Below are 26,864 nucleotides of genomic sequence, written 5' to 3' on the forward strand. Positions count from 1 at the left end.
TAGCGAGCCCTGCTCAGACAATCGCCTCGCTAGCCGCCAGGGCACCCGTCTGCACCTTCCACTGCGCGGCGTAGCGGCCGCCCTTCTCGAGCAGTTCGTCGTGGGTGCCGCGTTCGGCGACCCGCCCGCCCTCGATCACCACGATCTCGTCGGCATGCACGATGGTCGAGAGCCGGTGGGCGATCATGATGACCGTACGGCCGTGGCCGATCTTGGCCAGCGAGCGCTGGATGGCCGCCTCGGTCTCGTTGTCCACGGCGCTGGTGGCCTCGTCGAGTACCAGGATCGGTGGATCCTTGAGCAGCGCTCGGGCCAGCGAGAGGCGCTGGCGCTGCCCACCGGAGAGTCGCACGCCGCGTTCGCCCACCTGGGTGTCGAGCCCCTGGGGCAGCGCCTGGATGAATTCCCACGCCTCGGCGGTGCGCGCCGCCGCGACCACTTCCGCCTCGCTCGCCTCCGGGCGGCCGTAGGCGATGTTATCGCGCACCGTGCCCTCGAAGAGATAGACGTCCTGGCTCACCAGGCCGATGGCCTGACGCAGGGAGTGCAGGCTCACATCGGCGATCGGCTGGCCGTCGATGCGGACCTGTCCGGCCTCGGGGTCGTAGAAGCGCAGCAGTAGCTTCATCAGGGTCGACTTGCCGGACCCGGTTGCTCCCACCAGCGCCAGGGTGTTGCCGGCGGGTACCGTCAGGCTCACCCCCTCGACGCCGACGCCACTGGCCTCGTAATGAAAGCTCACGTCCTCGAAGCTCACCTCGCCGCGTACCGGGCCGGCGAGCGGCCGGTCGCTCCGATCGCGCACGGTGATCGGCACCGCCAGCAGGTCGAGGATGCGCCGGGTGCTGGCCATGGCGCGCTCGAACAGGTCGATCACCTCGGCCAGCCCCGTTAGCGGCCACAGCAGGCGCTGGGTGAGGAACACCAGCACGCCGTAGGCGCCGACGTTGAGGTCGCCGCGCAGCGCCATCATGCCGCCCACCGTGAAGGTGGCGAGAAAGCCGGCGAGAATCGCCATGCGAATCACCGGAATGAACGCCGAGCTGACGCGAATGGCACGGCGGTTGGCCTCGACGTAGGCCTCGCTGACCTGGCGCAGGCGCTCGGCCTCGCGCGCCTCGCTGGTGAAGCTCTTGATGGTAGCGATGCCGGAGAGGTTGTTGGAAAGCCGGCTGGCGAGATCGCCCACCTTCTCGCGCACGTCGGCGTAGAGCGGCCCCGCCTTGCGCTGGAAATAGAAGGCGCCCCAGATGATCAGCGGGATCGGGGTGAAGGCGAGCAGCGCGATCAGCGGCGAGATGAAGAAGAACACGGCCCCCACCGCGACCACGGTGACGCCGACCTGCACCAGCGAATTGGCGCCGCCGTCGAGGAAGCGCTCGAGCTGGTTCACGTCGTCGTTCATGGTCGCCACGAGCTGCCCCGAGCTCTTCGACTCGAAATAGGCCATGTCCAGGCGCTGGGCGTGCTCGTAGGTGTCCAGGCGCATGTCGGCCTGCAGGCGCTGGGCCAGGTTGCGCCACAGGATCTGGTAGAGATATTCGAACAGCGACTCGCCGGCCCAGATGAAGAAGGTCAGCACCGCCAGGACGAATATCTGCTCCTGCGCGGTCTCGAAGCCCGCCCGGGCGACAAAGCTGCGCTCCTGGTTGACCACCACGTCGATCGCCACGCCGATGAGGATCTCGGGAGCGATGTCGAACAGCTTGTTGATGATCGAGCAGGTCGTTGCCGCGACGATGCGACGACGATAGCCACGGGCATAGCGCAGCAGGCGCACCAGGGCCTGGAAACTGTTGGCGGAAGCGTTGGCAGACATGAGGAATCCCTTTCGAACAAGAGTCGCAGCTTACCGGGTCAGGCGGCTGACACCAAGACGAAGCCGGGCCGCCCGAGATGATTGGGGGCCCGGCTCGTGTCGTGCCGCTATGCCTGGGGCTTGATCAGAAGGCCACGTTGAGGCTCAGCCACACGCGACGACCGTCTTCCACGTAGCCGTATTCGTCGTAATCGATCTCTTCGTCGAAGAGATTGTAGATCCCGGCGTTGACCTTGGTGGTGGGAGTCAGCTGAAAGCCGATGCCCGCGTCCACGAAGGTGTAGGACGGCGCCACGATGTCGCTCTGGGAAGGGCCGGTGTTGGGCTGGCTCTCCTCGCCGCGATAGGTCACCTTGGTCCACTGGCTGAGCCGGCCGGTGACCTGCCAGTCGAGCGACAGTGAAGCCTGGTGCCTGGGCAGCTGGGTCAACGGTTCGCCCTGGTACTCGCCGCTCTTCTGCTCGGAGTCGGTAAAGGTGTAGCTGCCGGTCAGGTCGAGCGCATCGCCCAGCGGTGTGGTCAACGAAAGCTCGACGCCCCGGGTCACCGCCTCGTCGACGTTGATCCGATAGGTAGGATCGCTTCCGAACTGGTTGGGCCCGGCGTCACAGATATCGACGGGACAGGCCACACGCGTGATCTTGTCCTTGAAGTCGTTGTGGAACAGGGTCACGCCACCGTTCAGGCCGCTGGCATCGCCATACAGCAGGGCCAATTCCTTGTTAAGCGAGGTCTCCGGTTCGAGATCGGGGTTGCCGTAGACATCGCCGCCGCGGCTGGTCTGCCCCCAGTCCGCGGTGATCTCGCGCAGGTTGGGCGAACGGAAGCCGGTCGAGACACCGCCCTTGAGGGTCCACACGGGCGACAGATTCCACACGCTATAGAGGCGCGGACTGACGTGGCTGCCGTAGTTCTCGTCGTCATCCAGACGCACGCCGCCGGTCAGCGACCAGGTTGGGGTCAGCCACCATTCGTCTTCGGCGAACAGCGCCCATTGGCTGTTCTCCACGTGGGTGCGATCGGAGATCTGGTTGGTGGTGGCGTCGTCGAGCGACTCCTCTTCGTAGTCCGCACCCAGGGTCAGCATATGATCGCCCAGCGGCAGCACGAGGCTGGTCCGGGCCGTGGTATTGGTGATCTCGATCTCGCGGGCGCGGTTCTCGCTCACTTCGCGCTGCACGTAGGTCTCGCTGGTGCCCACGCTCCAGCGGCCTGTGTGGGAGAGTGCGAGCTGCTCATGGGTGTATTCGCCGAAACTGTCGGAGCAGCCACCGCGGCAGCCTTCGGTCGGTGCTGTGCGGCCCATCAGCGAGCGTCGTTCCTGATGGGTGCGCCCGGCTTCGAGGGCGAAGTCGTGGTTGTCATTCGGCGTGAAGGTCAGGCGCCCGGTCAGGCTCTGCAACTGCTTGTCCTCGTAGCCATAGAGGACATCGTCCTCATCGCGCTGCGAGGCGCGACCGTAGAGCTGCAGCCCCAGGCGGTCCTGCACCAGCGGACCGCTGAGGTAGAAATTGCCCTGGCGGCTGTCGCCCGAGTCGTCGCTCTGCTGCAGCACTGTGTCGAGCTGCACCTCGCCATGCCACTCCCGCGCGACCTTGCGTGTGATGACGTTGATGACCCCGCCGATGGCATCTGAGCCGTACAGCGTTGACATGGGCCCACGGATCACCTCGATGCGCTCGATCGAGGCAAGCGGCGGCATCCAGTCCTGCTCGAAGCCGGCGCTACCGTTGGGACGTGTCTCGCGAGTGTTGCGCACGCGCCCGTCGACCATCAGCAGCGTGTACTGGGAGGGCATGCCGCGAATGGTGATATCGGCACCGTTGTCGCCCGCCCCGCCACCGGTCACGATCACGCCCGGCACGTCGCGCAGCGCATCGGTCACGTCTTGATAGTGACGAGCCTGCAGCTGCTCGCGGGTGATCACGCTGATCGAGGCGGGAGCATTCTGCAGCTGCTGCTCGTATCCCGCCGCGGTCACCACCACGGTACCGAGCTGCTGGGTTTCCTGGGCGACACTCGGCGAGGCGGCCACGGAGAACAGGGTTCCCACGACAAGGGGGCGGCAGGCATGTAACGCGACAAGTCGAGACGGCGACACGGGATTCTCCTCACACTCGGGATAATGATAATGAATCTCATTGTTACACGTTAGTCACCATCATGTCCCGAACGGTGCGTTGCGCTTGAGGCAACGACTCGTACGGCTCGGCTCATGGTCCAGGCCGCTTTCAGCGAGCCGGCCGGTTGCTTCCCCGGCCCTGGATTCAGGACAATAGCCGTTCACCTGATCAAGGAAGTGCGATGCTCGCCGAACTCTTCGCCGTCATGGCGCCGGTACTGTCCGGTGCCGGGCTCGGTTTCACCTGGATTCGCCTGGGTCATCCCTATCCCGTCGAGTTCGTCACCCGTCTGGTCTTCAATATCGGTACCCCCGCTCTGGTGCTGGCCTCTCTCGCCGGCGCCGAAATCGACGCCGGCACCTTCGGGCGCACCATGCTGGCCACCGCCCTGGTGATTCTCAGCATGGCCGCCGCCACCTTCGTCGTGTCTCGCCTGTTGCGTCGCGACTGGCGTGTCCTGCTGGCGCCGATGATGTACCCCAACACCGGCAACATGGGGCTTCCCGTGGTGCTGTATGCCTTCGGCAGCGCCGGTTTCGCCTATGGCATCACCGTGATGGTGACCGTCTCGCTGTTCCAGTTCACCCTCGGCGCCATCATGGCTAGCAGCAGCGGCAACCCCCTGCGCACTCTGGTCAGGACACCGACGGTTTACGCTATCCTGATAGCGTTGACCCTGCTGCTGACCGAGACCGAGCTGCCGCTCTGGCTGGCCAACAGTGTCGACCTGATCTCCGGTTTCACCGTGCCGCTGATGCTGATCACTCTGGGCGTGTCGCTAGCCAGCATCCAGGTGAAGAACCTGCGGTCGGGAATCGGCTTCAGTCTGCTGCGCACGCCGGTGGCGGTTCTGCTGGCATGGGGGGTCGGGACCCTGCTGGGCCTGCCGCCCCTGGCGCACAGCATCCTCATCCTGCAGATGAGCATGCCGGTCGCCGTGTTCAACTACTTGTTCGCGCAGCGCGCCAGGCGGGAACCGGCTTACGTCGCCAGCCTGGTCTTCTGCTCGACGCTGCTGGCATTGATCTATCTGCCGGTACTGCTGGCCGTATTGATGTAGCATGATTTGATGTAGCGCTAACTTATGTATAGGGAGCTCAAGCGCACCGAAGGGTGACAGGAACACCCCAACCGCAAGCGGGTCACAACCTGGGGGCGGATCGCAAAGCAAGGGAGGAGCAGATGGACGTTGCAAGCAAGCGGCTGGCGATGTCGCTGCCGGCTCGTGTCGCCTGGGTCTTGGCGGGTCTCGGTGGAGTGTCCACCGGCGCCTACTCGGCGGAGGTAGTGGAAGAGCGCATTGCCACCGAACATCTCGACCTGCGCCTGGAGCGCGTCGCCTCCGGATTGGAACATCCCTGGGCCATGGCGATGCTGCCCGACGGCCGCTTCCTGGTCAGCGAGCGTCCCGGTCGGCTGGTACTGATCGGCAACGATGGCGAGCCGACCCAACTGGAGGGCATTCCCGAGGTCAACGCCCGAACGCAGGGCGGGTTGCTCGATGTCAGCCTTCACCCTCGCTACGGCGATGGCGAGCACGACTGGATCTATTTCACCTGGAGCAAACCCGGCGACGGCGGCACCGCCACGGCTCTGAGCCGTGCCCGGCTCGGAGACGCTCGGCTGGAAGACCTTGAGACGCTGTTCGAGCAGAACCGCTATTCCGATCCTGGCCGTCATTACGGTTCGCGCCTCGCCTGGCTGGAGGACGGCACCCTGGCGATGAGCATCGGCGACCGCGGCGACAGCGAACGCGCCCAGGACGGCGGGGATCACGCCGGCAGTGTGTTGCGCCTGACCGATGACGGCGAAGTGCCGGACGACAACCCTTTCGTCGACGACAATGCCGTTGCCGACGAAATCTATTCCATGGGCAACCGCAACCCCCAGGGACTGGCGGTCGCCAGCGACGGCACCCTCTGGGCGACGGAACACGGCCCTCGCACCGGCGACGAACTCAATCGCATCGAGCCCGGGGAGAACTACGGCTGGCCGGAAGTCTCGCTGGGATTCGCCTACTCGAGCGATAAACGCATGGGACGCGACAGCGCACCGGGCATGCGCGACCCCGCCTACGTCTTCGAGGGTCGCTTCGCTCCTGCCGGCCTGGCTCAGGTCACCTCAGAGGCCTTCACGGGCTGGCAGGGCGACTTGTTGGCGGGCGGCTTGCTGAGCGAGCGACTCCTGCGCCTGTCCCTCGAGAACGGCCAGGTGGTCGATAGCGAAGTCATCCTGGACGGGGAAATCGGCCGCATTCGCGACGTTCGCCAGGGCTGGGACGATGCCATCTATCTGCTCAGCGACGATACGCAGGGCAGCCTCTATCGGCTGAGTCCGGTGCAATGAACCAGGAGCGGCGCCGGCCTGCCCGGCGCCGGCTATCGTCGAACGCCGCCCGCGAGCTGCCATGCGCCTACGCAATCTGATACTCACTACCGTCATCGCTCCGCTGTTCCTCGTGCTGCTGGTCTTCAGTCTGGTCGCCATCAAGTCGCTCGAGGACAATGTGCGCTCCCGGCTGGAGCGGGAGGTGCAGGTCATCACCAACGTGATCGGCACCACCCTGAGCCATGCGCTGTCCCGCAACGCCACCGAGCCGTTGGAGGAGTCGCTCTATTCCGCCTTCTCCTTCCACCGGATCTACGGCGCGTACGTCTTCGATGCCCAGGGCCGCGAGATCTACGGCCTCGGGCTCGGGCAGGCGCTGTTCAGCCCCGAAACCATTCGAGAGGTGGCCGAGCATGGCGAGATGCGCGCCGCCTACCGTGAGCATGACGGTTGGCACTACTACTCGGCCCTGAAACCGCTCACCTCGGCGACCGGCGAGGTGCAAGGCGTGCTCCAGGTCAACCGGCTCAATACCGGCATCGAGAAGTACACCGGCTTCCTCAGCCTGCTGGCCCTGTTGGCCTTCGTCGTCGCGGCTGCCGGCATCGTGCTGGGGATCTGGTGGGGGTTCCGTCGCCATATCGAACGGCCGCTGGAGCGTCTTCTTGCCGTCATGCAGCGCGTCGAGGCCGGCGATCGCGGCCAGCGTGCCGAAGCGCAGGGCCCTCAGGAGTACGAGCGCCTGGCGGTGGCGCTCAACGGCATGCTCGATGCCATGGCCGAGAAGGATGCCGATATCGAGGCACGCCGGCGCAAGGAGATCGAGCTGGAAAAGCGGCTGCGCAAGTCAAAGAAACTGGCCGAACTGGGAGTACTGGCCGCGGGGGTGGCGCACGAGATCGGCGCACCGCTGACCGTGATCAACGGCCAGGCCCAGCGTCTGGCCCGTCGCGATACGCTGAGTGACGACGATCGGGCCAAGCTGGGGCGCATCCGCGGCGAAGTGGAGCGCATCGTGGAGATCGTGCGCCAGCTGATGGAGCTGGGGCGTCGCCACAACGTGGAGAAGGAGCCGCTGGATCTTCACGAGCTGCTGGAGACGGCACGCGAACTGGTGGAGGAGGATCTCGAGCAGCGCGCCATTCGCCTGGAGCTCGACCTGCCCTCCTCCGCTTCGCCGCTACTGGCCAACGGACAGCAGTTGATCCAGGTCCTGACCAATCTGATGCGCAATGCCGCCCAGGCCGAGGGGGTTGGTCGGGTGCGGATCCGGGCTCGTGAGAGCGAGGATTGGCTGTCGCTGTGGGTGGAGGATGACGGCTCGGGTATCAGCGATGCGGACAAGCCGAAGGTATTCGACCCCTTCTTCACCACCAAGCCCGTGGGCCAAGGCAGCGGCCTTGGGCTATCCATGGTTCACCGAATCATCAACGATCACGGCGGTACCGTCGGGGTGTTCGATAGCGAGCTGGGCGGAGCCGGCTTCGAAATCGGACTTCCCCGGCGCGATACCGACGAAGGAGGAACCGCGTGACAGGAAGCCACTCTGATTCACTGCCGATACTGATCGTCGAGGACGACGCCGCCATCCTGGAGCTGCTGGAGGAGGAACTCCAGGAAGCGGGTTACAGGACCCTGGGAGCCGGAAGCGCCGAGGATGCCGTTGCCACGCTGAGCCATACCGAAGTGTCGCTGATCATCAGCGATGTGCGCCTTCCGGGCATGAGCGGCATGCAGCTGCTGGAACAACTGCGCAGCGAAGGCAGCCACGTGGGTTTCATCGTCATCACCGCCTTCGGCACTATCGACCAGGCGGTCGAGGCCCTCAAGATAGGCGCCGACGATTTCCTGACCAAGCCGCTGGATCTGGAGGGCGTGGGCGAGGCGGTCTTTCGTGTCCTGGAGAATCGCCGCCTGGCCGAGCGCTTTCAACAGGCGTCGCCGACCGGCCACTTCCATGGCATCGTCGGCGAAAGTGAAGGCATGCAGTCACTTTTCCATGACGCCGCGAGGCTGGCCAAGAGCGATGCGCCGATACTGGTCCTCGGTGAGAGCGGCACCGGCAAGGAGCTCCTGGCCCGCGCCATTCATGCCGAGAGCCCCCGCGCCGAATGCCCCTTCGTGGCCGTCAACTGTGCCAGCATTCCCTCCGAACTGATGGAGAGTGAATTCTTCGGCCACGTGAAGGGTGCTTTCACCGGGGCCAACGAATCGCGTCAGGGGCTTTTCCAAGCCGCAAACGGTGGCAGCCTGTTCCTCGATGAGATCGGTGAGATGTCCCCCGGCTTGCAGGCCAAGCTGCTGCGCGCCCTGCAGGAAAAGATGGTCAAGGCGGTCGGTGCCGAGAAGGAGGAGTCGGTGAACGTTCGCATCATCGCCGCGACGCATCGCGAACTGGAACAAGAGATCGAGAGCGGCAACTTCCGTAGCGACCTCTTCTACCGGCTGGAGACCTTCTCGCTGCGCATCCCGCCACTGCGCGAGCGCCAAGGCGACATCGAGCGGCTGATCTCGGCCATGATCGACAAGCACGCCAGCAGCCAGGGCAAGAGCATCGAACGCATCGAACCGACAGCACTCCAGGCCCTGCTCGACTATCCCTATCCCGGTAACGTTCGTGAACTGGAAAATGCCATCATGCGCGCCGTGACCCTGGCCGAGGACGGCCTACTCAGCTATGCCGACCTGCCCGAGCGCATCCGTCAGCATGGCCAAGAGCAGCGCAACATTCGCCCCACCGAGGGCAACGCGCTGGTCGCGCCGACACAGCAAAGCTGGCCGAGCCTGGAAGAGGTCGAAAAGCGCTACATCCAAAAGGTGCTGGAAGCCACCGGAGGGAACAAGCGACGCACCGCTGATATCCTGGGTATCGCCAGGCGAACGCTATACCGACGCCTCGAGGAAGATTGATTCGCCAGGTGCTTTCGCGAACCGTCTTCGAGCTGGCGAAGGGTGCACGAAAAAAGCCCCCGTGGGAGCTCGGGGGCCAAGTACGCCATGCAATCCAACTGGCGGAGCAAGGGGGGAGGGTGGCGGCCGCCAGCGGATTACGCTGCGTCATACTTTGTGCGCGTCCTTGCGCGAATGTCCTGAGGCCCCGGCTGGGCCGGGGCCAGTGGGCGGAGAGTTACGACTCGCCGTTATCCTCTTCCGGATAGTCCCACTCTTCTTCCTCGTTCTCGAATTCCTCTTCGCCCGGCATGGGCTCGGTGCCATCACCGAAGCCGGACTCGCCTTCAGCACCTTGAGTGCCCGGCTGCGGCTCGGTACCCGGTGAGAAGGCGCCCTCTTCCTCAGTGGTGGCGTCGAAGCCAGGATCTGCCGGATCGTTGGAGTCCGGAGTGGCTTCATGACCCGGTGCTGCTTCTGTTCCGGATTGTGAGTCGCTGCCAGGCTGAGTGACGCCCGGTGACGTTTCCATGCCTTGCGAGGATCCAGCACCCGGGTTGAGGTTATCGTCGCTGGCACCGTTCACGCCCGGCGCTGCCGGATCGTTACGGTTGGGCGAAGCATCCTGACCCGGTGCTTCCTCGGTACCCATACCCTGTGAAGTCTGACCACCGGTCGTCGTACCGGTACCGCCCCCCGGATTGAGGGAATCGTCGGTATTACCGTTCACGCCAGGCGCTGCCGGGTCGTTCCGGTTCGGCGAAGCATCCTGTCCGGGCGCCGCCTCAGGCATGGTCTCCGAAGTATTCGACTCGTACTGATACTCGTCCTGCTGCGTCTGCTGGGCCAGGACCAGCGGGCTTGCGGTCAGCCCCATGGTCACACCAAGTACGCCAAGCGTCTTCAGAAATTCCTTGGACATCATAATTTCCACCTCCTGAGATTCTCGTCTTGCGACGAATGTAGAGGGCTTCCTGCCCTCGCCTGCCGCCTCATCACGGCGGCAGCATAAGATCGGTCGAAGCGGATAGTTACCGCTGCTCCTCGTCTGCAGGAGCTGATGCTCCTTCATCCTCGGTCAGGGCCCCCGTATCCGAAGCACTGCCTTCCTGATTGCCTTCCATGGTGTTTTGCTGCCCCTCAGGTACCGGCTCCTGCTCGGCTTCGGGGAGCGATTCTTCCTGCTCATTCTGCTCGGTCAGCGCATCTCCTTCCGGCGCCTCTTCAACACCGCTCACGGGCTCCGCTGCACCGTCTCCGCTCGCGGTACCGGTCTGGTCGATGCCCGGGTCGGTTGTTGCATCCTCCATGGGCGACGTCTGCTCTTCCGTGACGGGCCGTTCTTCTTCCACTGGGGGAAGATCCTCTTCGTCATCGCCGCATCCGGCAAGCGACAACGTACCCAGCGCAAGAGCCACTGCAGAGGCCAGAGCCGTCAGCCTCCATGCCGGACGGGAATTTGCATGCTTGTCATGGCTCATGTGAAGTCTCCCTTTAAGTGATTCATCCTTTCCCCTATCTCGTTGCATAGCCTGTGCCAGCCTTGCCAAAGAGAAGAAAAAAATTGCAAATACAAAAAGTTAGGGAGATTTTGCGGACAAGAAGGGAAGCGGAGTACGCGGGCCGGAGGTGGTGCAATCTGACACATGGGCCGCTCTGCCACAGCATTTTGTCGCCGGCTCCCGCCGTAACGACGCAGGGAGACATGCTCGATGTCTCCCTGTGAAAGCGGGCCCTGCCGAGTTGCTAGCCGGGACTGATACCCCGCAGGCGCTCGCTGCGACGACGTAACAACTCCAGCGTCGTAAGCAGCAGCATCGAGAGCAGAACCAGCAGGGTAGCCACGGCCAGAATTGTCGGGCTGATCTGCTCACGGATGCCCGACCACATCTGAATCGGCATGGTGCGTTGCTCCGGCCCGGCCAGGAACAGCACCACCACCACCTCGTCGAAGGAGGTGATGAAGGCGAACAGCGCACCGGAAACGACGCCAGGCGTCACCAACGGCAGCACCACCTTGAAGAAGGTGCGCGTGGGATTGGCGCCCAGGCTATGGGCCGCCCGGATCAGGGTGGTATCAAAGCTCGACAGGGTCGCGGTCACGGTAATCACCACGAAGGGGATGCCGAGCACCGTATGAGCCAGTACCACGCCCAGGTAGGTCTGGGCCAGATTGACCTTGGAGAAGAAGAAGAACATGGCCGCGGCGGAAATGATCAGCGGCACGATCATGGGTGAGATCAGCAATGCCATGATCGCGCTGCGTGCCGGCATGTGGCGGCTCGATAGTCCCAGTGCCGCTACGGTTCCCAGTATCGTGGCCAGAAAGGTCGAGGCGATGCCGACGATGAAACTGTTCTTGATCGCATTGAGCCAAGCGCTAGACGTGAAGAAGTCCTCGTACCAGCGCAGCGAGTACCCGGCCGGATCGAGCGTCAGCATTTCCTGGGAGAAGGTGAAGTAGGGCTGAGCGTTGAACGACAGCGGGATGATGATCAGTAGCGGCCCCACCAGGAACAGGAAGATGAGCGCACATAGGCCGAGGAAGACATAGTGCCAGATGCGTTCGCCGCGGGTGGCGTAGGAAGGTATGGCCATCGGTTACCCCAGCTTGACCTTGTCGACGCCGATCAGGCGGTTGAATGCGAGATAGCAGACCACGACCACGAACAACAGGATCGAGGCAATGGCGGCCGCCAGGCCCCAGTTCAGCGATGTCTGCATGTGGTAGGCGATGGTGTTGGTGATGAAGCGTCCCGACTGACCGCCCACCAGCGCCGGGGTGATGTAGTAGCCGATGGAGAGTATGAAGACCAGTATGCCACCAGCGGCGATGCCCGGGATCGTCAACGGGAAGTAGACCCGGCGAAAACAGGTGAACGGCCGCCCTCCCAGCGAGCGAGCCGCCCGCATGTAACTCGGCGGAATGGTCTTCATGACCGAATAGAGCGGCAAAATCATGAACGGCAGCAGAATATGCGTCATGGCCACGATGGTGCCGGTCTTGTTGTGGATCATCTGCCAACGCGCCTCATCGGCGATCACACCGAGCCCCACCAGGAGATCGTTGAGCACCCCCTGGGATTGCAGAATCGCGATCCAGGTGGTGGTGCGCACCAGCAGGGAAGTCCAGAACGGAAGCAGCACCAGAATCATCAACAGGTTGGAGTGGCGCAGCGGCAAGCTAGTCAGCAGGAAAGCGATCGGGTAGCCGAGCAACAGCGTCAGCGCCGTGATGACCAGACTCATCCACAGCGTGCGCCAGAACAGAGAGACATGAATCTCGAGGTGCTCCGGCACCTTGACGATCTCGCCTTCGGGCGAGAGCTGACGGTCCACCGCGGCCAGGTAGTAGGAGAGCGTCCATGGCGTGGCCTCGCGCTGAATGACCTGCCAGGTGTCCAGCTCACCCCAGGTGTCGTTGGCCGCGATCATCGCTTCCTTGTAAGGCGGCTCCATGGTGCGCAGGCGACGTGCCGTGCGGCTGATGGTCGAGCGCATGCCCGACTTCTCGTAGTTGAGGCGGCTCGACAGCAACCCCAGATTGCGCGCTTCCTGGCCTTCTCGCAGATCCTCGGCGAGGGCCGCAAACACCTCCTCGCCGGGCAGTGACTCGCCGTCCCACCCTTCAAGCGCGGTAACCGTGCGCGAAAGCTGGGTCGAGACCTCGGGGTTGTCGACGCTGCGCCACAACATGTCGAAGATGGGCATGACGAAAGCCACGACCAGGAACAGCAACAGCGGCGATACCAGCAGGAAAGCCTTGACCCGCGAGCGTCGCACGGCTCGCCGCAAGCTGGTCTTCAGCGGCACGCCATCGGCGGTGGTCAAGGGAATAGCGGAAGACTCGGACACACGACCTCTCCATGCAGCGACCGGATAGAGCGGTAAGGCAACCGGAAGACCGCCACCCGGTCCCTCCGGGTGACGGTCGCTCCGTTACTGGGCCAGCCAGGCGTCGAAACGCTGGGTCAGCTCGTCGCTGTAATCGGCCCAGAACTCGTCATCCTTCTGAATGGCCGTCTTGAAGTTGGGGGGAAAGGTCGGCATGTGCGGCATCATGTCGATACCGGTCTCGGCATGGTTCGACACCATGTCCGATGAAGAGTAGCGCGCCGGTCCGTAGGAGATGTACTGGGCCTGATCGGCGAGTCGCTGGGTATCGGTGGCGAAGTACAGGTAGTCCCGAACCTTGTCGAGCTTCCCGGTAGGCACCACCCAGCCGTCCAGCTCGAACACCTGGGCGTCCCAGATGATCTCGAAGGGCTGATCCTCGCTCACCATGGCGTCGAAGATACGGCCGTTGTAGGCCGAGGCGAAGGCCACCTCCTTGTCCGCCAGCAACTGAGGCGGCTGGGCGCCCTCCTCCCACCAGATCACCTCGTCCTTGATCGTGTCGAGCTTGGCGAAGGCGCGTTGAACCCCCTCCTCCGTCTCGAGCATGTCATAGACCTCGTCGATCGCGACACCATCGGCTACCAGCGCCCATTCCAGGTTGTTGATCGGCTTGCGCATCAAGGCGCGCTTGCCGGGGTAGTTCTCGAGATCGAAGACGTCATGGATAGTGCTGGGCTGGGCGTCGTCGGGAAACATCTCGGAATTGAAGGCGACGATATTCGAATAGACGATGGAAGCTACGAAGCACTCCCCCAGCGCACCGTCGACGAAGTCCTCGCTGGGTGGCGTGCCGTCAGGCGCGTCGGCCAGCAGCTCATCGTGATCCAGCGGCTCGATCAGGCCCTCGGCACAGGCGATCATGGCATCGGCCGGCAGCATGTCGACCAGGTCCCAGGTCACGTTTCCGGCTTGGGACTGAGCGCGCAGGCCGGCCAGGGCGTTACCGCTGCGGTCGATATTGATGATCTCGTCGCCGGTCTGCTCCATCCACGGCTCGTGATAGGCCTTCTGCTGGCTCATGCTGTAGGCGCCGCCCCAGGAGACGATGTTGAGCGTCTGCTGTGCCTGGGCCAGGCTCGACAGTCCCACCAGCGAAACGCCTGCCACGGCGCTCGCGAGCAGCCTGCGCCCCGCGAATTTCCCCGCATGATTATCGTTATATGGCATGGTTCTTCTCCGCTCGTTGTGCTTGTTGGTATGGGCAGCAGTGTCGGCTGTCAGGCGTCCAGGGCCCGGCAGTCGCGACTGGACCAGCCGACCTCGACGGTCTGGCCCGGCCTTAGCGAAGGGAACCCCTTCGCATTGGGCGTCTTGATGATGAACTCGTCATTGCCGCAAACCTCGAGACGGGTTCGCAGATGATCCCCGAGGTAAATCACCTCCTTCACCTCGGCCTGAAAATGGTTGTCGAAGGACGCCTCGTCGCCCTCGCCCACGATTCCGACTCGCTCGGGGCGCAGCGAAAGCGTCGTACGCGCGCCGATGCCGCCGGCCGCCACCGGCCGGGCGGCCACCGTCTCGCCGCTGTCGAGGCGGACTTCGCAGCGATCGCCGATCGACTCGATCACTTCACCATGAAGCCGGTTGTTCTCGCCGATGAAGTTGGCGACGAAGGCGTTCTCGGGCGCTTCATAGAGCGTTTCGGGGCTGGCGAGCTGCTGCACCACGCCGTCGTTGAACACAGCGATGCGGTCCGACATGGTCAACGCTTCGGTCTGGTCGTGGGTCACGTAGATCATGGTCACGCCCAACTCGGCGTGGATGCGTTTTATCTCGTACTGCATCTCTTCGCGAAGGTTCTTGTCGAGCGCTCCGAGCGGCTCGTCCATCAGCACCAGCTTCGGCTCGAAGACCAGCGCGCGAGCCAGCGCCACGCGCTGCTGCTGACCACCGGAGAGCTGCGCCGGGCGGCGATCGCCAAAATCCTCGAGTCGCACCATGGCCAGCGCCTTTGCCACTTTGCGCTTGATCTCATCCCTCGAAAGATGGCGCACCTGAAGGGGAAAGGCGAGGTTCTCGGCCACCGACATGTGCGGGAAGAGAGCGTAATTCTGAAATACCATGCCGATGCCGCGCTTGTGCGGGGGCAGGTCGTTGATCGGTTCGCCCTGGAGCAGGATCTGTCCGTGGGTGGGGGTCTCGAACCCTGCCATCATCATCAAGCAGGTGGTCTTGCCGGAGCCGGAGGGGCCCAGCAGCGTCACGAACTCCCCGCGTCGGACGTCGAGATTGAATCCCTTCACTACCAGTTCGACGCCGTCATAACTCTTCTGGACGTCGATGAAACGCGCGAAGCAGGCATCCGCTACGGCTGTCGCCTCTCCTGCGTCGTCTTGTTTTTCTCGTTGCAGGCTTTCGTTCATTCAGCGTTCCCATATCGGCCATCGACATGACGAAGCCTGATTGCCTCGTCTCAACGTGATCCGGCCGTGTTTCTTGTCAGTATGTAAAGACCGTATCCCTACGCCGCCGGGGCTGCAATCCTCGCTGGGTCCAAATACCGTTGAATGAGAAAAAGACAGCGAACAAAAATAGCGGTAACGCCCCGTTACATTATCCGAATCGCAGAAAGGATTGTGCGTGTCGTATCGCGGCAAGACTGTGCTTGAGCGGCTCGGCAGTTCGGCTCATTTCGTGTACAATATTTGTTCACCATTCAGGCCGGGGGCAAACCTCCCGGCCTGAGCCGTTACGCTGGCATGATTCACCAAAGTCGCCACACTTCTAGTGGAAACGAGATCGTTTGGGAGCAAGGCGATGGAAACGTTCGACCTGGCATCTCGACGATCGCAGGATTCACGCGAAGAAGGGAGAGCACGACATGTACAAGAAGCTCATGGTGCCTGTGGACCTGGCCCATATCGAGGTGCTCGAGCCTGCGCTGCAAGTGGCCGCCGATCTGGCCCGGCTCTATGCCGCCGAGGTCTGCTATGTGGGAGTTACGTCCACCACACCCAGCAGCGTTGCCCGGACCCCTGAAGAGTATCAGCACAAGCTCGACGACTTTGCACGGCAGCGGGCCGCAGAACATGGATGTCCCATCAGTGCCCGAACCTTGAGCAGTGCGGATCCGGCCGCCGATCTGGATGACCTGCTGCTTCAGGCAATCGGGGATGTCGGTGCCGACCTGGTGGTCATGGCAACGCATCCACCGAAACATCTGGGCGCCATTCTGCCGTCCCATGGCGGCAAGATCGCCACTCATACCGATATTTCGGTCTTTCTCATCAGACCCACCGAGGGCTGATCGAACCCACACCGCCATCGATGTCACGCAATGGGAGAGCGCAACGTGGAAAACGATCCTCGCGACGAGCGCCCAGGGGAGGCTGACACCTCCTCTGAAGGCGTGCCGGCTCCAGAGGGACCGGCCAACCTGATCGATACCGACTACGTCATCGGACAGGACAACCTGGCCACCAGCAAGCTGGGCTTCAGCATCGACCTGCATGGCAAGGTCTTCACCATCTCGGCCTTGGTCACGGTATTCTTCGTGGTCCTCACCCTGGCCCTACAGGCCGAAGTGGAGCCGCTGTTCAATGCCCTGCGCGACTGGCTGACCGGCAACCTCGCCTGGTTCTTCCTGCTCGCCGGCAACATTTTCGTTCTGCTCTGTCTGGGGCTGATCGTGTCGCCGCTGGGCAAGGTGCGTATCGGCGGCATGCATGCCAAACCGGACTTCAGTTATACCGGCTGGTTCGCCATGCTGTTCGCCGCAGGCATGGGCATTGGCTTGATGTTCTATGGCGTCTCGGAGCCGATGTCGCATTTCGGCGCGGCGCTCGGAGGCACTTCCGTCGAGGATGGTGTACGTACCGATTGGGCGCCGCTAGGCGCCGCTGCGGGCGATCCGGAAGCGGCCGCACGCCTGGGCATGGCCGCTACCATCTATCATTGGGGGCTCCACCCCTGGGCCATCTACGCCGTGGTCGCGCTGGCACTCGCCATCTTTTCGTTCAACAAGGGCCTACCGCTGACCATGCGCTCGATCTTCTACCCGCTGCTGGGCGAGCGGGTCTGGGGCTGGCCGGGTCATGTCGTCGATATCCTGGCGGTATTCGCCACCCTCTTCGGTCTGGCCACTTCGCTGGGCCTGGGGGCGTCCCAGGCGGCGGCCGGGTTGGGCTATCTTTTCGGCGTTCCCGAGGCGGACGCCACCATGGTGCTGTTGATCATGGGCATCACCGCGGTGGCCATCGTGTCGATTCTCGCCGGGGTGGACAAAGGCGTGCGTCGGCTCTCGGAAATCAACATGGGGCTGGCGGTGCTGCTGCTGCTGTTCGTCATTCTGGTCGGCCCGACCCTGCTGATCCTGACCGGCTTCTTCCAGAACCTCGGTGGCTACCTGGTGAACCTCCCCGCGCTGTCGAATCCCTTCGGTCGCGAGGATGCCAACTTCTCCCAAGGCTGGACCGCCTTCTACTGGGCATGGTGGATTTCCTGGTCGCCCTTCGTCGGCATGTTCATCGCTCGTGTCAGCCGCGGGCGCAGCGTGCGGGAATTCCTGATTGCCGTACTGCTGGTGCCGTCGCTGGTCTCGGTGCTGTGGATGACCGCTTTCGGCGGCACCGCGATCGATCAATTCGTCAATGCCGACTTCGAGGGGGTACGCGACGCGGCGCTCGAGCTGCAGCTGTTCGTGATGCTCGGTGAGCTGCCGCTCACTGCCATCACCTCCTTCGTGGGCATCGTACTGGTCGTGGTGTTCTTCATCACCTCGTCGGACTCCGGCTCACTGGTCATCGACACCATTACTGCCGGCGGCAAGGTCGATGCCCCCAAGCCGCAGCGAGTGTTCTGGGCCATCATCGAGGGTGTCATCGCCATCGCTCTGCTGCTAGGGGGCGGACTGGCCGCTCTGCAGGCCATGGCCGTCTCCACCGGTCTGCCTTTCACGCTGGTATTGCTGGTAGGCTGCTATGCCATCGTCAAGGGGCTGATGAGCGAGCCGCGAGGCTGACGCCTACCCTTCCCGCCCATCCAGGCGGCGCTTGCGCCGCCTGGTTGCATGCCGCACCTCATGATGGGCTCGCGCTTCACCGGGTCACAGTGAGCGAAAGCCATGATTTTGCTTTCGTCAAGTCCCCATCAATGACGTCGGGCCACTAGCAACGTGCAGTCGCTTCGGGCATATTCCGTAAAGCTCACTATAACTATGCTTAAGGAGCCGTTCTCCGCCCATGATGGCCCCCGAAGACGCCTTTCGTCTGCTCGCCGATGGCTTGGGCAAGGCCGGCACCCCCCATGCGCTCGATCATCTGGTCGAACGTCTTGCGACGATATTCGAAGGGGACCATGTGCTGATCGGCAAGTTGCTGTCAGACCATGCCTCCATCCGCACCGTTGCCTTCTGGTCGCGCGGCTCTCTCCAGCCCACTTCAGTCTATGAGCTTGCCGGTACGCCGTGCGAGCATGTACTGAGCGATCAGGTCTGCGAGTTCTCCGAAAGTGTTCGTCAACGCTTTCCCCACAGTTCGATGCTGCAGGAACTGGGAGTGGAGAGCTACGTGGGTATCCCGCTGCGCGCTCCCGAAGGACATCTCGTCGGCCTGCTGGCCGTCCTTTCGGGCCATGCGTTGAACATGGCGGACTACGCCCCGGAAGTGTTGCGTATCGCCGCTGCCCAGGCGGGTGCCGAGATGGCACGCCGAGCCGAGGAAGAAAAGCGCCGCAGCAGCGACTATCGCATCCAGCAACTGATCTACTGGGACAGCGTCACCGGGCTGCCTAATCGGCGTTACTTCATGGAGCGCCTGGAGGAAGCCTGCGAGCAGGCCCGCCTGCGAGACAGCTGCCTCGGCCTGCTCTACCTCGACCTGCAGCGCTTCCGTCAGATCAACGATACCCAGGGGCATGAGTTCGGCGATCTGATGCTGGCCGAGATCGCCGGGCGCTTCGGTGCCCAGGCCGAGCCAGGCGAGTTCGTCGCCCGCCTGGGCGGCGATGAATTCATGGTCTTGCTGACCGACACCCGGCCGGCCGCCATGGCCCATGCCATCGAACGCTACCGCAACAGTCTCCTGCCACCGATCCAGCTTGCCGAGCGCAGTTTTTCCGTCTCGGCCAGCGTTGGTGCCGCGCTCTTTCCCCGCGATGCCGATACCGCCCAATCGCTGTTCCAGCACGCCAGCATCGCCCTCAACCATGCCAAGCGTGACAACAGCCGCACCCGCTTCTTCAATGCCACCATGGCCGACGAACTGCACCAGCACGAGGTGCTGGAAGTGCGCTTCAGCGAGGCATTGTCCCAGGGACGGCTATCGCTTGCCTTCCAACCCCAGTTCAGCCTCAAGACCGGCAAGCTGATCGGCGCGGAGGCGCTGTGCCGTTGGCACGACGATATCCTCGGGCACGTCAGTCCCGGCGTATTCATTCCCCTGGCGGAAGAGCATGGATTGATACGACAGCTCGGCGAATGGGTGCTGGATGCCGCCTGCCAGCAGCTGCAGACCTGGGAGCATCAAGGCAAGCCGTTCCCTGGAAGGCTCTGCGTCAACGTTTCCGCCCAGCAGATGGACGATCCGCGCCTAGCGGAACACATCCAGCGTATCGCCACTCGCATTCCGCCCGGCAAGCTCGGCCTGGAGCTCACCGAGAGCGGCCTGATGCGCAACCCCGAGCAGACCGTGCGCATCACCCGGGCGCTATGCAATGCGGGCTTCAGTCTGGCCATCGACGACTTCGGTACCGGCTACTCGTCGCTCACCTATCTGAAGCGCTTCGCCGCCGATACCCTCAAGATCGACATGTCCTTCGTCAAGGACATGCTCAAGAGCAGCCACGACCATGCCATCGTCGCCACTATCATTGCCATGGCCCAGACCTTGGGTATGTTGACCGTGGCCGAAGGGGTCGAGGAAGCCGAACAGGCCGAGGCCCTGCGTGCGCTGGGCTGCACCGGTGTACAGGGTTTCCATTTCGGCCGGCCGGTGGATGGCGATACCTTCGCTGAACTCTGGCTGTAAGTCTGGCTGCAAAGCCAACCTTCCCAAGCCGACGTAACAGGTGCGACGCGCACTGACCTTTTTCGTCCCATCTAGCTCCACAGCTCGTGCACGGGCACCGTTCGCCGGTAGTGATGCGCTATCTGCGCCTGGAGCAGTTCAGCCGTGGCCAGCGCATCGACCAGTGCATGGTGTCCATGGTAATCCGGCAGGCCATAGCGTCGCCGCGAATCGGGTAGGCGTATCGACACCGGCGGACGGCGCATCCAGCGGCGCAGACGCGCCCATGGAGAAAGTCGATGCCGACGTGCCTCCAGCGACATGGTATCGACCATCGGGAAGCGTGCGCCCTCGCCCAGCCGTGCCCGTATCGCCGCGTCGAGGAAGGGCCTCTCGATATGGCGATAGTGCACTACCACCAGTCGCCCGGCCAAGGTCTCCAGCAGCTCCGGCAGGATCTCGGCCAGATCCGGCGCCGCCTCGACTTCGGCATGCGTAATGCGATGCAGGGTAATGGATTCGCGCGACAGCGGCCGACTGGGCCGCACGATCCAGTGGCGTCGCCGTGCCAGGGGAATCCGATCCAGCGTGAAAGGTACGGCGCCGATGCTGACGATGGCATGGCGCTGCACGTCCAGACCGGTGGTCTCGAGATCCAGCGCTACCAGCGGCGCCTCGCCAATGGGCGTGTCCGGTGCCGGGCAGCCGGCAGCGAAGAAGCGCTGGAGCAAAGGGCTCTGCGTCTCGGCCGCGCGCTGCTTCAGGTACGTCGGCCATTCTCGTCCCTCGACTCGCCGCGCCAGACGATGCGATAGCATGGGTTCAGCGCTCCCGGCCGCTGTGCGGCGGGATCGGATAGCGGTACTTGAGGAATTTCTGGGCGTGGCTCAACACTTGGAAGGCATCCTTGAGATGGTGCCGTTCACTGTCGGCGACGTTCTCCGGCTCAATGTTGTTATCGGGTACGTACTCATGCTGGAGGTCGTAGACCTGATGGCGAATCCGCACCATCGACAGCAGCTCCATGGCATAGCGAAGCTTGCCGCCCGCGCCCGGGGCCAGCAGTTGGGTCTTGTCGATATCGTCGAGCCGCTCGAAGCTGTTCTGCGCACTCGAGCCACAGGCCAGGGCGTGGACGCGAATCAGGTCGACCATGGGCGCGGTGCCCCGGCGCTTGATATTGATCGAGTTATTATGCTTTCCGTCCTTCTCCATCACGAAAGTACGAAATACCCCTAGAGGAGGCGTGCGGTTCAGGGCGTTGCGCGCCAAGGCCGCCAGGAACCGGGGGCTTTGCGGCGCCTTGCGCGCGAGCAGATCCTGAAGTTGCTCGACATAGGCCTCTTCGCCATAGGCACTATCAAGGTCGAAGAAAATCGAGCTATGCAGCAGTCTCTCCGGTGTGGGCGAATCGATCCATTCGTCGAAATAGCGCTTCCACACGGAGAGAGGCTGGCGCCAGCGGGGGTTCGTGGCCATGACTTCGCCCTTGCAGTAGGGATAGCCACAGGCGTCCAGGCCATCGCAGACGCGCTGGGCCAGGTCGGCGAAATAGGCGTCGTGGCGCGTCGGTTCGAAATCGTCGGACAGGACCAGCGCATTGTCCTGGTCGGTAACGACGGTCTGCTCGTTGCGCGCCATGGAGCCGTTGACCATGAAGCAGTAGCCCACCGGCGGCGGTCCCAGCGCCTCCTCCGCCAGTTCCAACAGGCGACGCACGAAGCTGCGTCCGATACTCGACAGCGCACTGCCGACCATCTGCGAGTCGGCCCCCTCCTCCACCATGCGCACGAAGGCGGCTCTGACGTCCGGCGCCAGCCGGGCCAGCCCTTCGACGCTCGACTGGTTGAAGATGTTGCTGACCAGATAAAGGCTGCTGTGGGTCTCGTAGCGGATGATGTCGGAGAGATGCAGGACGCCCACCGGTCGACGGCGGTAGAGCACCGGAAGATGGTGAATGTTATTGCGCAGCATGCACAGCATCGCTTCATGCACCGATTCGTCCGACTGGATGGTTATCGGTCGGTTGCCGATCAGCTCCCCCACCGGCGTGTCGGGCGGCAAGCCCTCGGCCACGATGCGCGTGCGAAAATCGCTGTCGGTGAGAATCCCGCGCAGTCGCCAGGCACGATCCTCGCTGTCGGTAAAGGTATGGCGGGGATCGCCGTCGGGTGCGTCGAGGATAAGAGCCGCCGTGGCCTGCGCCTCGCTGATTTGCCGTGCCGCCTGTTGCACCGTCGTGGAGGCCTCGATCAAGACCGGGTAGCGCGTCAAGAGCTTGCGTACCCGGGTAATGATCATGTCGTTGGCCTTACGGTGCTCCTCTACCGCCGCTTCCAGGCGTGGCCGCTCCAGCTCCACGAAGTCGGCGAAATGCTCGTCGGCCTCGCAAAGATGCTGGAAGACGTCTTTGGGAATGAAGTAGAGCAGCGTATCCTCGAGGGCGATGGCGGGAAAGCGCACCCGATTGTTTCGCAGCAGGCTGAATTGACCGAAGATATCGCCCTCACCCAAGCGGTTGTAGAGCTCCCCCGTGCGACGCCGGATCTCCACGGCGCCGCTGCGGATATAGCACAGCTCGTGCAGCTCCTGGTCGAGGTGGAGTATGTCCGTCCCGGCCTGGAAGTAGCTCACCTCGACGCGGCCGGCCACTTCGTCGAGCAAGGCATCATCGAGGACATCGAAGGGCGGAAAGCGCCCCATGTGCTGGCGTATCTCGAGTATTTCCGTGTCCATGCGCTTGCCCGGTTCCCACAATCCCTGTCAGTGTGTAAACGCCCGAAGGCGGTGTAAAGCCCCAACGTGAACAGGGGCCACCCGAAGGCGGCCCCTGTCAGACGCTACATTACTGGATGCCGGATCAGGATGACTGCTCGGCCATCTGCTGAACGCGCTGCATCAGCTCCGGATCCTGCTGGATGGCATGACCGATGGCGTTGAAAGTATCCACGTCGAGGCCGTTGTCCTCGACTACCTCGACCATCTTGTCGTTGGCCTCCATGCGCACTTCCTGCTGGGTCTGCTCATCCTCCGCCGCGTGCAGACGTTCGGTATATTCCTGAGAGATCACGGCGATGTCCTGGGAGGCATCCGCAAACTGCTGCAGCTGATCGTCGGAGAAGTCCTGAGCAGGTGCCTGTGCCTGCGACTGACCGGCCGCCGGGTCCTGGGCAGGGTCCTGCTGGGCATGCGCCTGTGCGGTCATCAGACCGGCAGTCAGCAGAGCAGCCGAAAACAGAGCAGTCATCCGTTGCATGAAATACCTCCAAGGGGGTGTTGCGGTGTATGTACGAAGTCTGACGAAGGGGTGTCAGCAGAGTTCAGATTTTTGTGTTACGAATTGTTAAGAAAGGTGACCGTGAACGCGCTTCGCAAAATGTTAACCTGCTAGCGTTTGCCCGCTACGAAGCGGTATCGTCGATGATTCGACAGAGCATAAGGACATCCCTGAGATGACGACGACCGCCACTTCCCGTCTCGACGCCGTGCTACTGGCCGGCATGCCGGTGCTGTTCGTGGCGCTGTGGAGTACCGGCTTCATCGGTGCGAAGTTCGGCCTGCCCCATGCCGAGCCGTTCACCTTCCTCTTCGTACGCTTCGTCTTGACCTTGGCGCTGCTGATCCCGCTGGTGCAGCTGCTGGGCAGTGGCTGGCCCAAAGGAAATGCGCTGCGAGCGCATATCGCAGTATCGGGTCTGTTGGTGCATGGCGCCTATCTCGGAGGGGTCTTCTACAGCATCTCACTGGGCATGCCCGCCGGCCTTGCCGCTCTGCTGGTCGGACTTCAGCCGCTGTTGACCGCCACCCTGGCGGGCCCTCTGCTGGGAGAGCGCATCACCCCGATCCAATGGCTTGGGCTGGCGTTGGGGCTGGCCGGTATCGCACTGGTACTCGGTAGCAAACTCGACCCGGGCACGAACCTGTTCCAGGGCTTCGGCCTCGGCGCGCTCGCCTGCGTGCTGGTCGCCCTGGCCGGCATTACCCTGGGCACGCTCTATCAGAAGCGCTTCTGCACCGGCATGCCGCTGCTCTCGGGCACGGCAGTGCAGTATCTCGCAGCCGGGATACTGCTCGGTCTCGGCGCGCTGTTGTTCGAGGACCGTCATATTGAATGGACCCCGACCTTCATTCTGACGCTGGCCTGGCTGGTCCTGGTACTGTCGATCGCCGCGATTCTGCTGCTGATGGCACTGATCCGACGCGGCGAGGCGTCTCGCGTCGCGAGCCTGTTCTACCTGGTGCCGCCGGTCACGGCGCTGCAGGCGTGGTGGCTGTTCGACGAACGCCTGCCCGTGGTGGCCCTGGTCGGCATGGCCATTACCATCCTCGGTGTCGTCATGGCGGCACGCGGCCAGGCTCGCAGTTGACACGCCGGCTCACTCGGCGCCAAGGCGTTCGAGATAGCGCGCACCGCCAAGGTTGCGCATCTGCTGACGTATCCATTGGCTGCGCCGTTCGACATGAGGGCCGGGGCGGGTCGCATCCCAGTGGCGCGGATTGGGCAGGATCGCCGCCAGCCGGCTGGCATGAACCTCGCTCACACGGTCGGCCGACACGCCGAAGTAGTGCTGTCCCGCAGCCTCCAGCCCGAACACACCATGGTCCCACTCGACGATATTGAGATAGACCTCGAGGATGCGCTGCTTGGGCCACAGCGCCTCGATCAGCACGGTAAACCAGGCTTCGAGCCCCTTGCGTAGCCAGCTCCGCCCAGTCCAGAGGAACAGGTTCTTGGCCGTCTGCTGGCTGATCGTGCTGGCCCCGCGCAACTTCGCCCCGTTGCGGCTCGCCTCCCAGGCGCGGCGCATCTCGTCCACGTCGAACCCACGATGTACGGGGAAGCGTTGATCCTCGGCGGCGATCACCGCCAGCTTGGCGTGGTCGGAAAGTTCTGCCCACGGTCGCCATTGGTGGCGTATGGGGAGCGATTCACCGGCCAGCCAGGATTCGACCTTGCGCTCGAGCATAACCGTCGAACCGTAGACGGGTACGTGGCGCAACAGCATCACCAGCAGGATCGAGACAATGACGAAGGCGGCCCCGAACAGGGCCGCCCAGCGTAGTGCGCGATGAAGCCAGAAGCGGATCATTCGCCTCCTTGTCAGGGGGTTCGCTCAGCGCTTGAAGAGGTGCTCGGCATGATAGCGAAGATGGTCCTCGATGAAGCTGGCAATGAAAAAATAGCTGTGATCATAACCCGGCTGGCGGCGCAGCGTCAGGGGGTGATCATGCTCACGGCATACCGCCTCCAGCCGTTCGGGCTTGAGTTGCTCCTCGAGAAAGTCGTCGGCCTCGCCCTGATCGATGAACAGATGCTGGCTCGAGGCACCCTTGGCTACCAGTTCACAGGCATCGTATTGCGTCCACTCCCCCGGATCGTCGCCCAGATAACCACGGAAGGCCTTGCGCCCCCAAGGGCACTGGCTGGGATTGACGATCGGCGAGAAGGCCGACACCGAACGATAGTGGCCGGGGCGCCGAAGCGCCAGCGTCAGCGCACCATGGCCGCCCATGGAGTGGCCGCTGATCGACTCCCGTCCATTGACCGGGAAGTGCTGGCGCACCACCGACGGCAGCTCCTCCGCGACGTAATCGTACATGCGATAGTGCCGCTTCCAGGGTTCCTGCGTGGCGTTGACATAGAAGCCGGCCCCCGAACCGAAGTCGTAGCTGTCGTGCTCTCCCGGCAGGTCGGTGCCGCGCGGGCTGGTATCGGGGCAGACGATGGCGATACCCAGCTCGGCGGCGACACGCTGAGCCCCCGCCTTCTGCATGAAGTTCTCGTCGCTGCAGGTCAGGCCCGATAGCCACCACAGCAGGGGCACTCGCTCGGTCTCGGCCTGCGGGGGCAGATAGATGGCGAAAATCATCTCGCAATCGAGCGCCCGCGAACGGTGCCGATAACGCTTGTGCCAGCCGCCAAAACTCTTGTTTGCCGAAACCGGCTCGAGATGTTCGGTCATGGTCATGGGCTCTTCTCCCTCGATCCCTGGGCAGCGGCGCGCTGACCGCCGATTGAGACATTATGGCTGATTTCGCACTGTTCGTGCCGCGCGTCGTATGTGGACCGCCCCTTCGCGCGTTGAATCGTCAACAACACTACAAAGGGGCGCGTCTCACTCGCGCTGCGTCGGGCACCTATCAATAGTGCAGTACGGTGCGAATGCTCTTGCCCGCGTGCAGCAGCTCGAACGCCTCGTTGATTCGCTCGAACGGCATGTCGTGGGTGATGAACTCGTCGATCTTGATCTCGCCGTTCATGTAGCGCTCCACGTAGCCGGGCAGCTCGCTTCTGCCCTTCACCCCGCCGAACGCCGAGCCACGCCACACCCGCCCGGTGATCAGCTGGAACGGCCGCGTCGAGATCTCCTCGCCGGCCCCGGCCACGCCGATGATCACCGACTCGCCCCAGCCCTTGTGGCAGCACTCCAGCGCCTGGCGCATCACGTTGACGTTGCCGATGCACTCGAAGGAGTAGTCCACCCCGCCGTCGGTCAGCTCGACGATGACCTGCTGGATCGGGTCGCTGTACTCCTTGGGGTTGACGAAGTCGGTGGCACCGAACTGGCGCGCCAGCTCGAACTTGTCGGGGTTGACGTCGATGGCGATGATCCGACTGGCCTTGGCCATCGTCGCGCCCTGGATCACCGCCAGGCCGATGGCGCCGAGGCCGAATACCGCCACCGTCGAGCCCGGCTCCACCTTGGCGGTGTTGAGCACCGCGCCGATGCCGGTGGTCACGCCACAGCCGAGCAGGCAGATCTTGTCCAGCGGCGCCTCGGGCGAGACCACCGCCAGCGAGACCTCGGGCAGCACGGTGTACTCGCTGAAGGTGGAGCAGCCCATGTAGTGATGCAGCGGCTG

At 63.4% G+C, this 26,864-nt stretch carries 22 protein-coding genes; 8 read left to right on the plus strand and 14 right to left on the minus strand.

Annotation, left to right across the window (positions count from 1 at the left end; genetic code table 11):
* Window positions 1-13 precede the first annotated feature (13 nt).
* Entirely contained in the window at window positions 14-1,819 is a 1,806-nt protein-coding gene (locus tag CYJ07_RS17970) for an ABC transporter ATP-binding protein (protein WP_104205095.1), read from the minus strand.
* 124 nt (window positions 1,820-1,943) lie between these two features.
* Window positions 1,944-3,854, minus strand: a complete 1,911-nt coding sequence (locus CYJ07_RS17975; protein WP_422666980.1) for a ligand-gated channel protein — start codon at window positions 3,852-3,854, stop codon at window positions 1,944-1,946.
* 269 nt (window positions 3,855-4,123) lie between these two features.
* On the opposite strand from CYJ07_RS17975, the gene CYJ07_RS17980 reads away from it, so the two are divergent.
* The 4 genes from CYJ07_RS17980 (at window position 4,124) to CYJ07_RS17995 (ending at window position 9,180) form a co-directional block, all read left to right on the plus strand.
* Window positions 4,124-5,002 (plus strand): AEC family transporter, encoded by an 879-nt coding sequence (locus CYJ07_RS17980; RefSeq protein WP_104205097.1) that lies wholly within the window; start codon window positions 4,124-4,126, stop codon window positions 5,000-5,002.
* Between the two features lie 122 nt (window positions 5,003-5,124).
* Entirely contained in the window at window positions 5,125-6,288 is a 1,164-nt protein-coding gene (locus tag CYJ07_RS17985) for a PQQ-dependent sugar dehydrogenase (RefSeq protein WP_104205098.1), read from the plus strand.
* 61 nt (window positions 6,289-6,349) lie between these two features.
* Window positions 6,350-7,804, plus strand: a complete 1,455-nt coding sequence (locus CYJ07_RS17990; RefSeq protein WP_104205099.1) for a sensor histidine kinase — start codon at window positions 6,350-6,352, stop codon at window positions 7,802-7,804.
* A complete protein-coding gene (locus tag CYJ07_RS17995) occupies window positions 7,801-9,180 on the plus strand; it encodes a sigma-54-dependent transcriptional regulator (protein ID WP_104205100.1) in 1,380 nt (459 codons plus the stop codon). The genes CYJ07_RS17990 and CYJ07_RS17995 overlap by 4 nt, the downstream gene beginning before the upstream one ends.
* A 217-nt stretch (window positions 9,181-9,397) precedes the next feature.
* Here CYJ07_RS17995 and CYJ07_RS18000 read toward each other — a convergent pair whose 3' ends face one another.
* From CYJ07_RS18000 to CYJ07_RS18025, 6 genes are all read right to left on the minus strand, one after another.
* Window positions 9,398-10,084 (minus strand): hypothetical protein, encoded by a 687-nt coding sequence (locus CYJ07_RS18000; RefSeq protein WP_104205101.1) that lies wholly within the window; start codon window positions 10,082-10,084, stop codon window positions 9,398-9,400.
* 106 nt (window positions 10,085-10,190) lie between these two features.
* Window positions 10,191-10,640, minus strand: a complete 450-nt coding sequence (locus CYJ07_RS20490) for a hypothetical protein (protein ID WP_197038424.1) — start codon at window positions 10,638-10,640, stop codon at window positions 10,191-10,193.
* Window positions 10,641-10,905: 265 nt separating this feature from the next.
* A complete protein-coding gene (locus tag CYJ07_RS18010) occupies window positions 10,906-11,757 on the minus strand; it encodes an ABC transporter permease (RefSeq protein ID WP_104205102.1) in 852 nt (283 codons plus the stop codon).
* 3 nt (window positions 11,758-11,760) lie between these two features.
* Window positions 11,761-13,014, minus strand: a complete 1,254-nt coding sequence (locus CYJ07_RS18015) for an ABC transporter permease (RefSeq protein ID WP_104205103.1) — start codon at window positions 13,012-13,014, stop codon at window positions 11,761-11,763.
* Between the two features lie 84 nt (window positions 13,015-13,098).
* The gene (locus CYJ07_RS18020; protein ID WP_104205104.1) at window positions 13,099-14,223 is read right to left on the minus strand and encodes an extracellular solute-binding protein; all 1,125 of its coding nucleotides are present in this window, start codon (window positions 14,221-14,223) and stop codon (window positions 13,099-13,101) included.
* A gap of 50 nt (window positions 14,224-14,273) precedes the next feature.
* Window positions 14,274-15,419, minus strand: coding sequence for an ABC transporter ATP-binding protein (locus tag CYJ07_RS18025; RefSeq protein WP_104205105.1), 1,146 nt, complete (start codon window positions 15,417-15,419; stop codon window positions 14,274-14,276).
* A 458-nt stretch (window positions 15,420-15,877) separates the two neighbouring features.
* Here CYJ07_RS18025 and CYJ07_RS18030 point away from each other — a divergent pair, with 458 nt between their 5' ends.
* From CYJ07_RS18030 to CYJ07_RS18040, 3 genes are all read left to right on the plus strand, one after another.
* Window positions 15,878-16,303, plus strand: a complete 426-nt coding sequence (locus CYJ07_RS18030; protein ID WP_104205106.1) for a universal stress protein — start codon at window positions 15,878-15,880, stop codon at window positions 16,301-16,303.
* Window positions 16,304-16,333: 30 nt separating this feature from the next.
* Window positions 16,334-18,016 carry a BCCT family transporter gene (locus tag CYJ07_RS18035; protein ID WP_104205107.1) on the plus strand — a complete coding sequence of 561 codons (1,683 nt, stop codon included), beginning with the start codon at window positions 16,334-16,336 and terminating at the stop codon, window positions 18,014-18,016.
* Between the two features lie 220 nt (window positions 18,017-18,236).
* Window positions 18,237-20,021 (plus strand): putative bifunctional diguanylate cyclase/phosphodiesterase, encoded by a 1,785-nt coding sequence (locus CYJ07_RS18040; protein WP_104205108.1) that lies wholly within the window; start codon window positions 18,237-18,239, stop codon window positions 20,019-20,021.
* A gap of 71 nt (window positions 20,022-20,092) precedes the next feature.
* Here the strand turns inward: CYJ07_RS18040 and CYJ07_RS18045 are convergent, their stop codons facing one another.
* The 3 genes from CYJ07_RS18045 to CYJ07_RS18055 all read right to left on the minus strand — a co-directional run bounded on the left by CYJ07_RS18045 (window position 20,093) and on the right by CYJ07_RS18055 (window position 23,256).
* Entirely contained in the window at window positions 20,093-20,818 is a 726-nt protein-coding gene (locus CYJ07_RS18045; RefSeq protein ID WP_104205109.1) for a 3'-5' exonuclease, read from the minus strand.
* Between the two features lie 4 nt (window positions 20,819-20,822).
* Entirely contained in the window at window positions 20,823-22,736 is a 1,914-nt protein-coding gene (locus CYJ07_RS18050) for a DUF294 nucleotidyltransferase-like domain-containing protein (protein WP_104205110.1), read from the minus strand.
* A 124-nt stretch (window positions 22,737-22,860) separates the two neighbouring features.
* Window positions 22,861-23,256 carry a DUF4168 domain-containing protein gene (locus tag CYJ07_RS18055; RefSeq protein WP_104205111.1) on the minus strand — a complete coding sequence of 132 codons (396 nt, stop codon included), beginning with the start codon at window positions 23,254-23,256 and terminating at the stop codon, window positions 22,861-22,863.
* Between the two features lie 196 nt (window positions 23,257-23,452).
* Between CYJ07_RS18055 and CYJ07_RS18060 the strand changes: the two genes are divergently transcribed.
* Entirely contained in the window at window positions 23,453-24,367 is a 915-nt protein-coding gene (locus CYJ07_RS18060; protein ID WP_104205112.1) for a DMT family transporter, read from the plus strand.
* Between the two features lie 9 nt (window positions 24,368-24,376).
* On the opposite strand, the gene mtgA is transcribed toward CYJ07_RS18060, so the two are convergent.
* The 3 genes from mtgA to CYJ07_RS18075 form a co-directional block, all read right to left on the minus strand.
* Window positions 24,377-25,090: a monofunctional biosynthetic peptidoglycan transglycosylase gene (gene mtgA / locus CYJ07_RS18065; protein WP_104205113.1), complete on the minus strand. Its 714-nt coding sequence runs from the start codon at window positions 25,088-25,090 to the stop codon at window positions 24,377-24,379.
* A 24-nt stretch (window positions 25,091-25,114) separates the two neighbouring features.
* Entirely contained in the window at window positions 25,115-25,969 is an 855-nt protein-coding gene (fghA, locus tag CYJ07_RS18070) for an S-formylglutathione hydrolase (protein ID WP_104205114.1), read from the minus strand.
* A 172-nt stretch (window positions 25,970-26,141) separates the two neighbouring features.
* Window positions 26,142-26,864: zinc-binding dehydrogenase (locus tag CYJ07_RS18075; protein ID WP_156085522.1), on the minus strand; the 723-nt coding region annotated here is incomplete at its 5' end.

Origin of the sequence: Billgrantia saliphila, assembly GCF_002930105.1 — a bacterium.
GTDB lineage: Bacteria > Pseudomonadota > Gammaproteobacteria > Pseudomonadales > Halomonadaceae > Halomonas > Halomonas saliphila.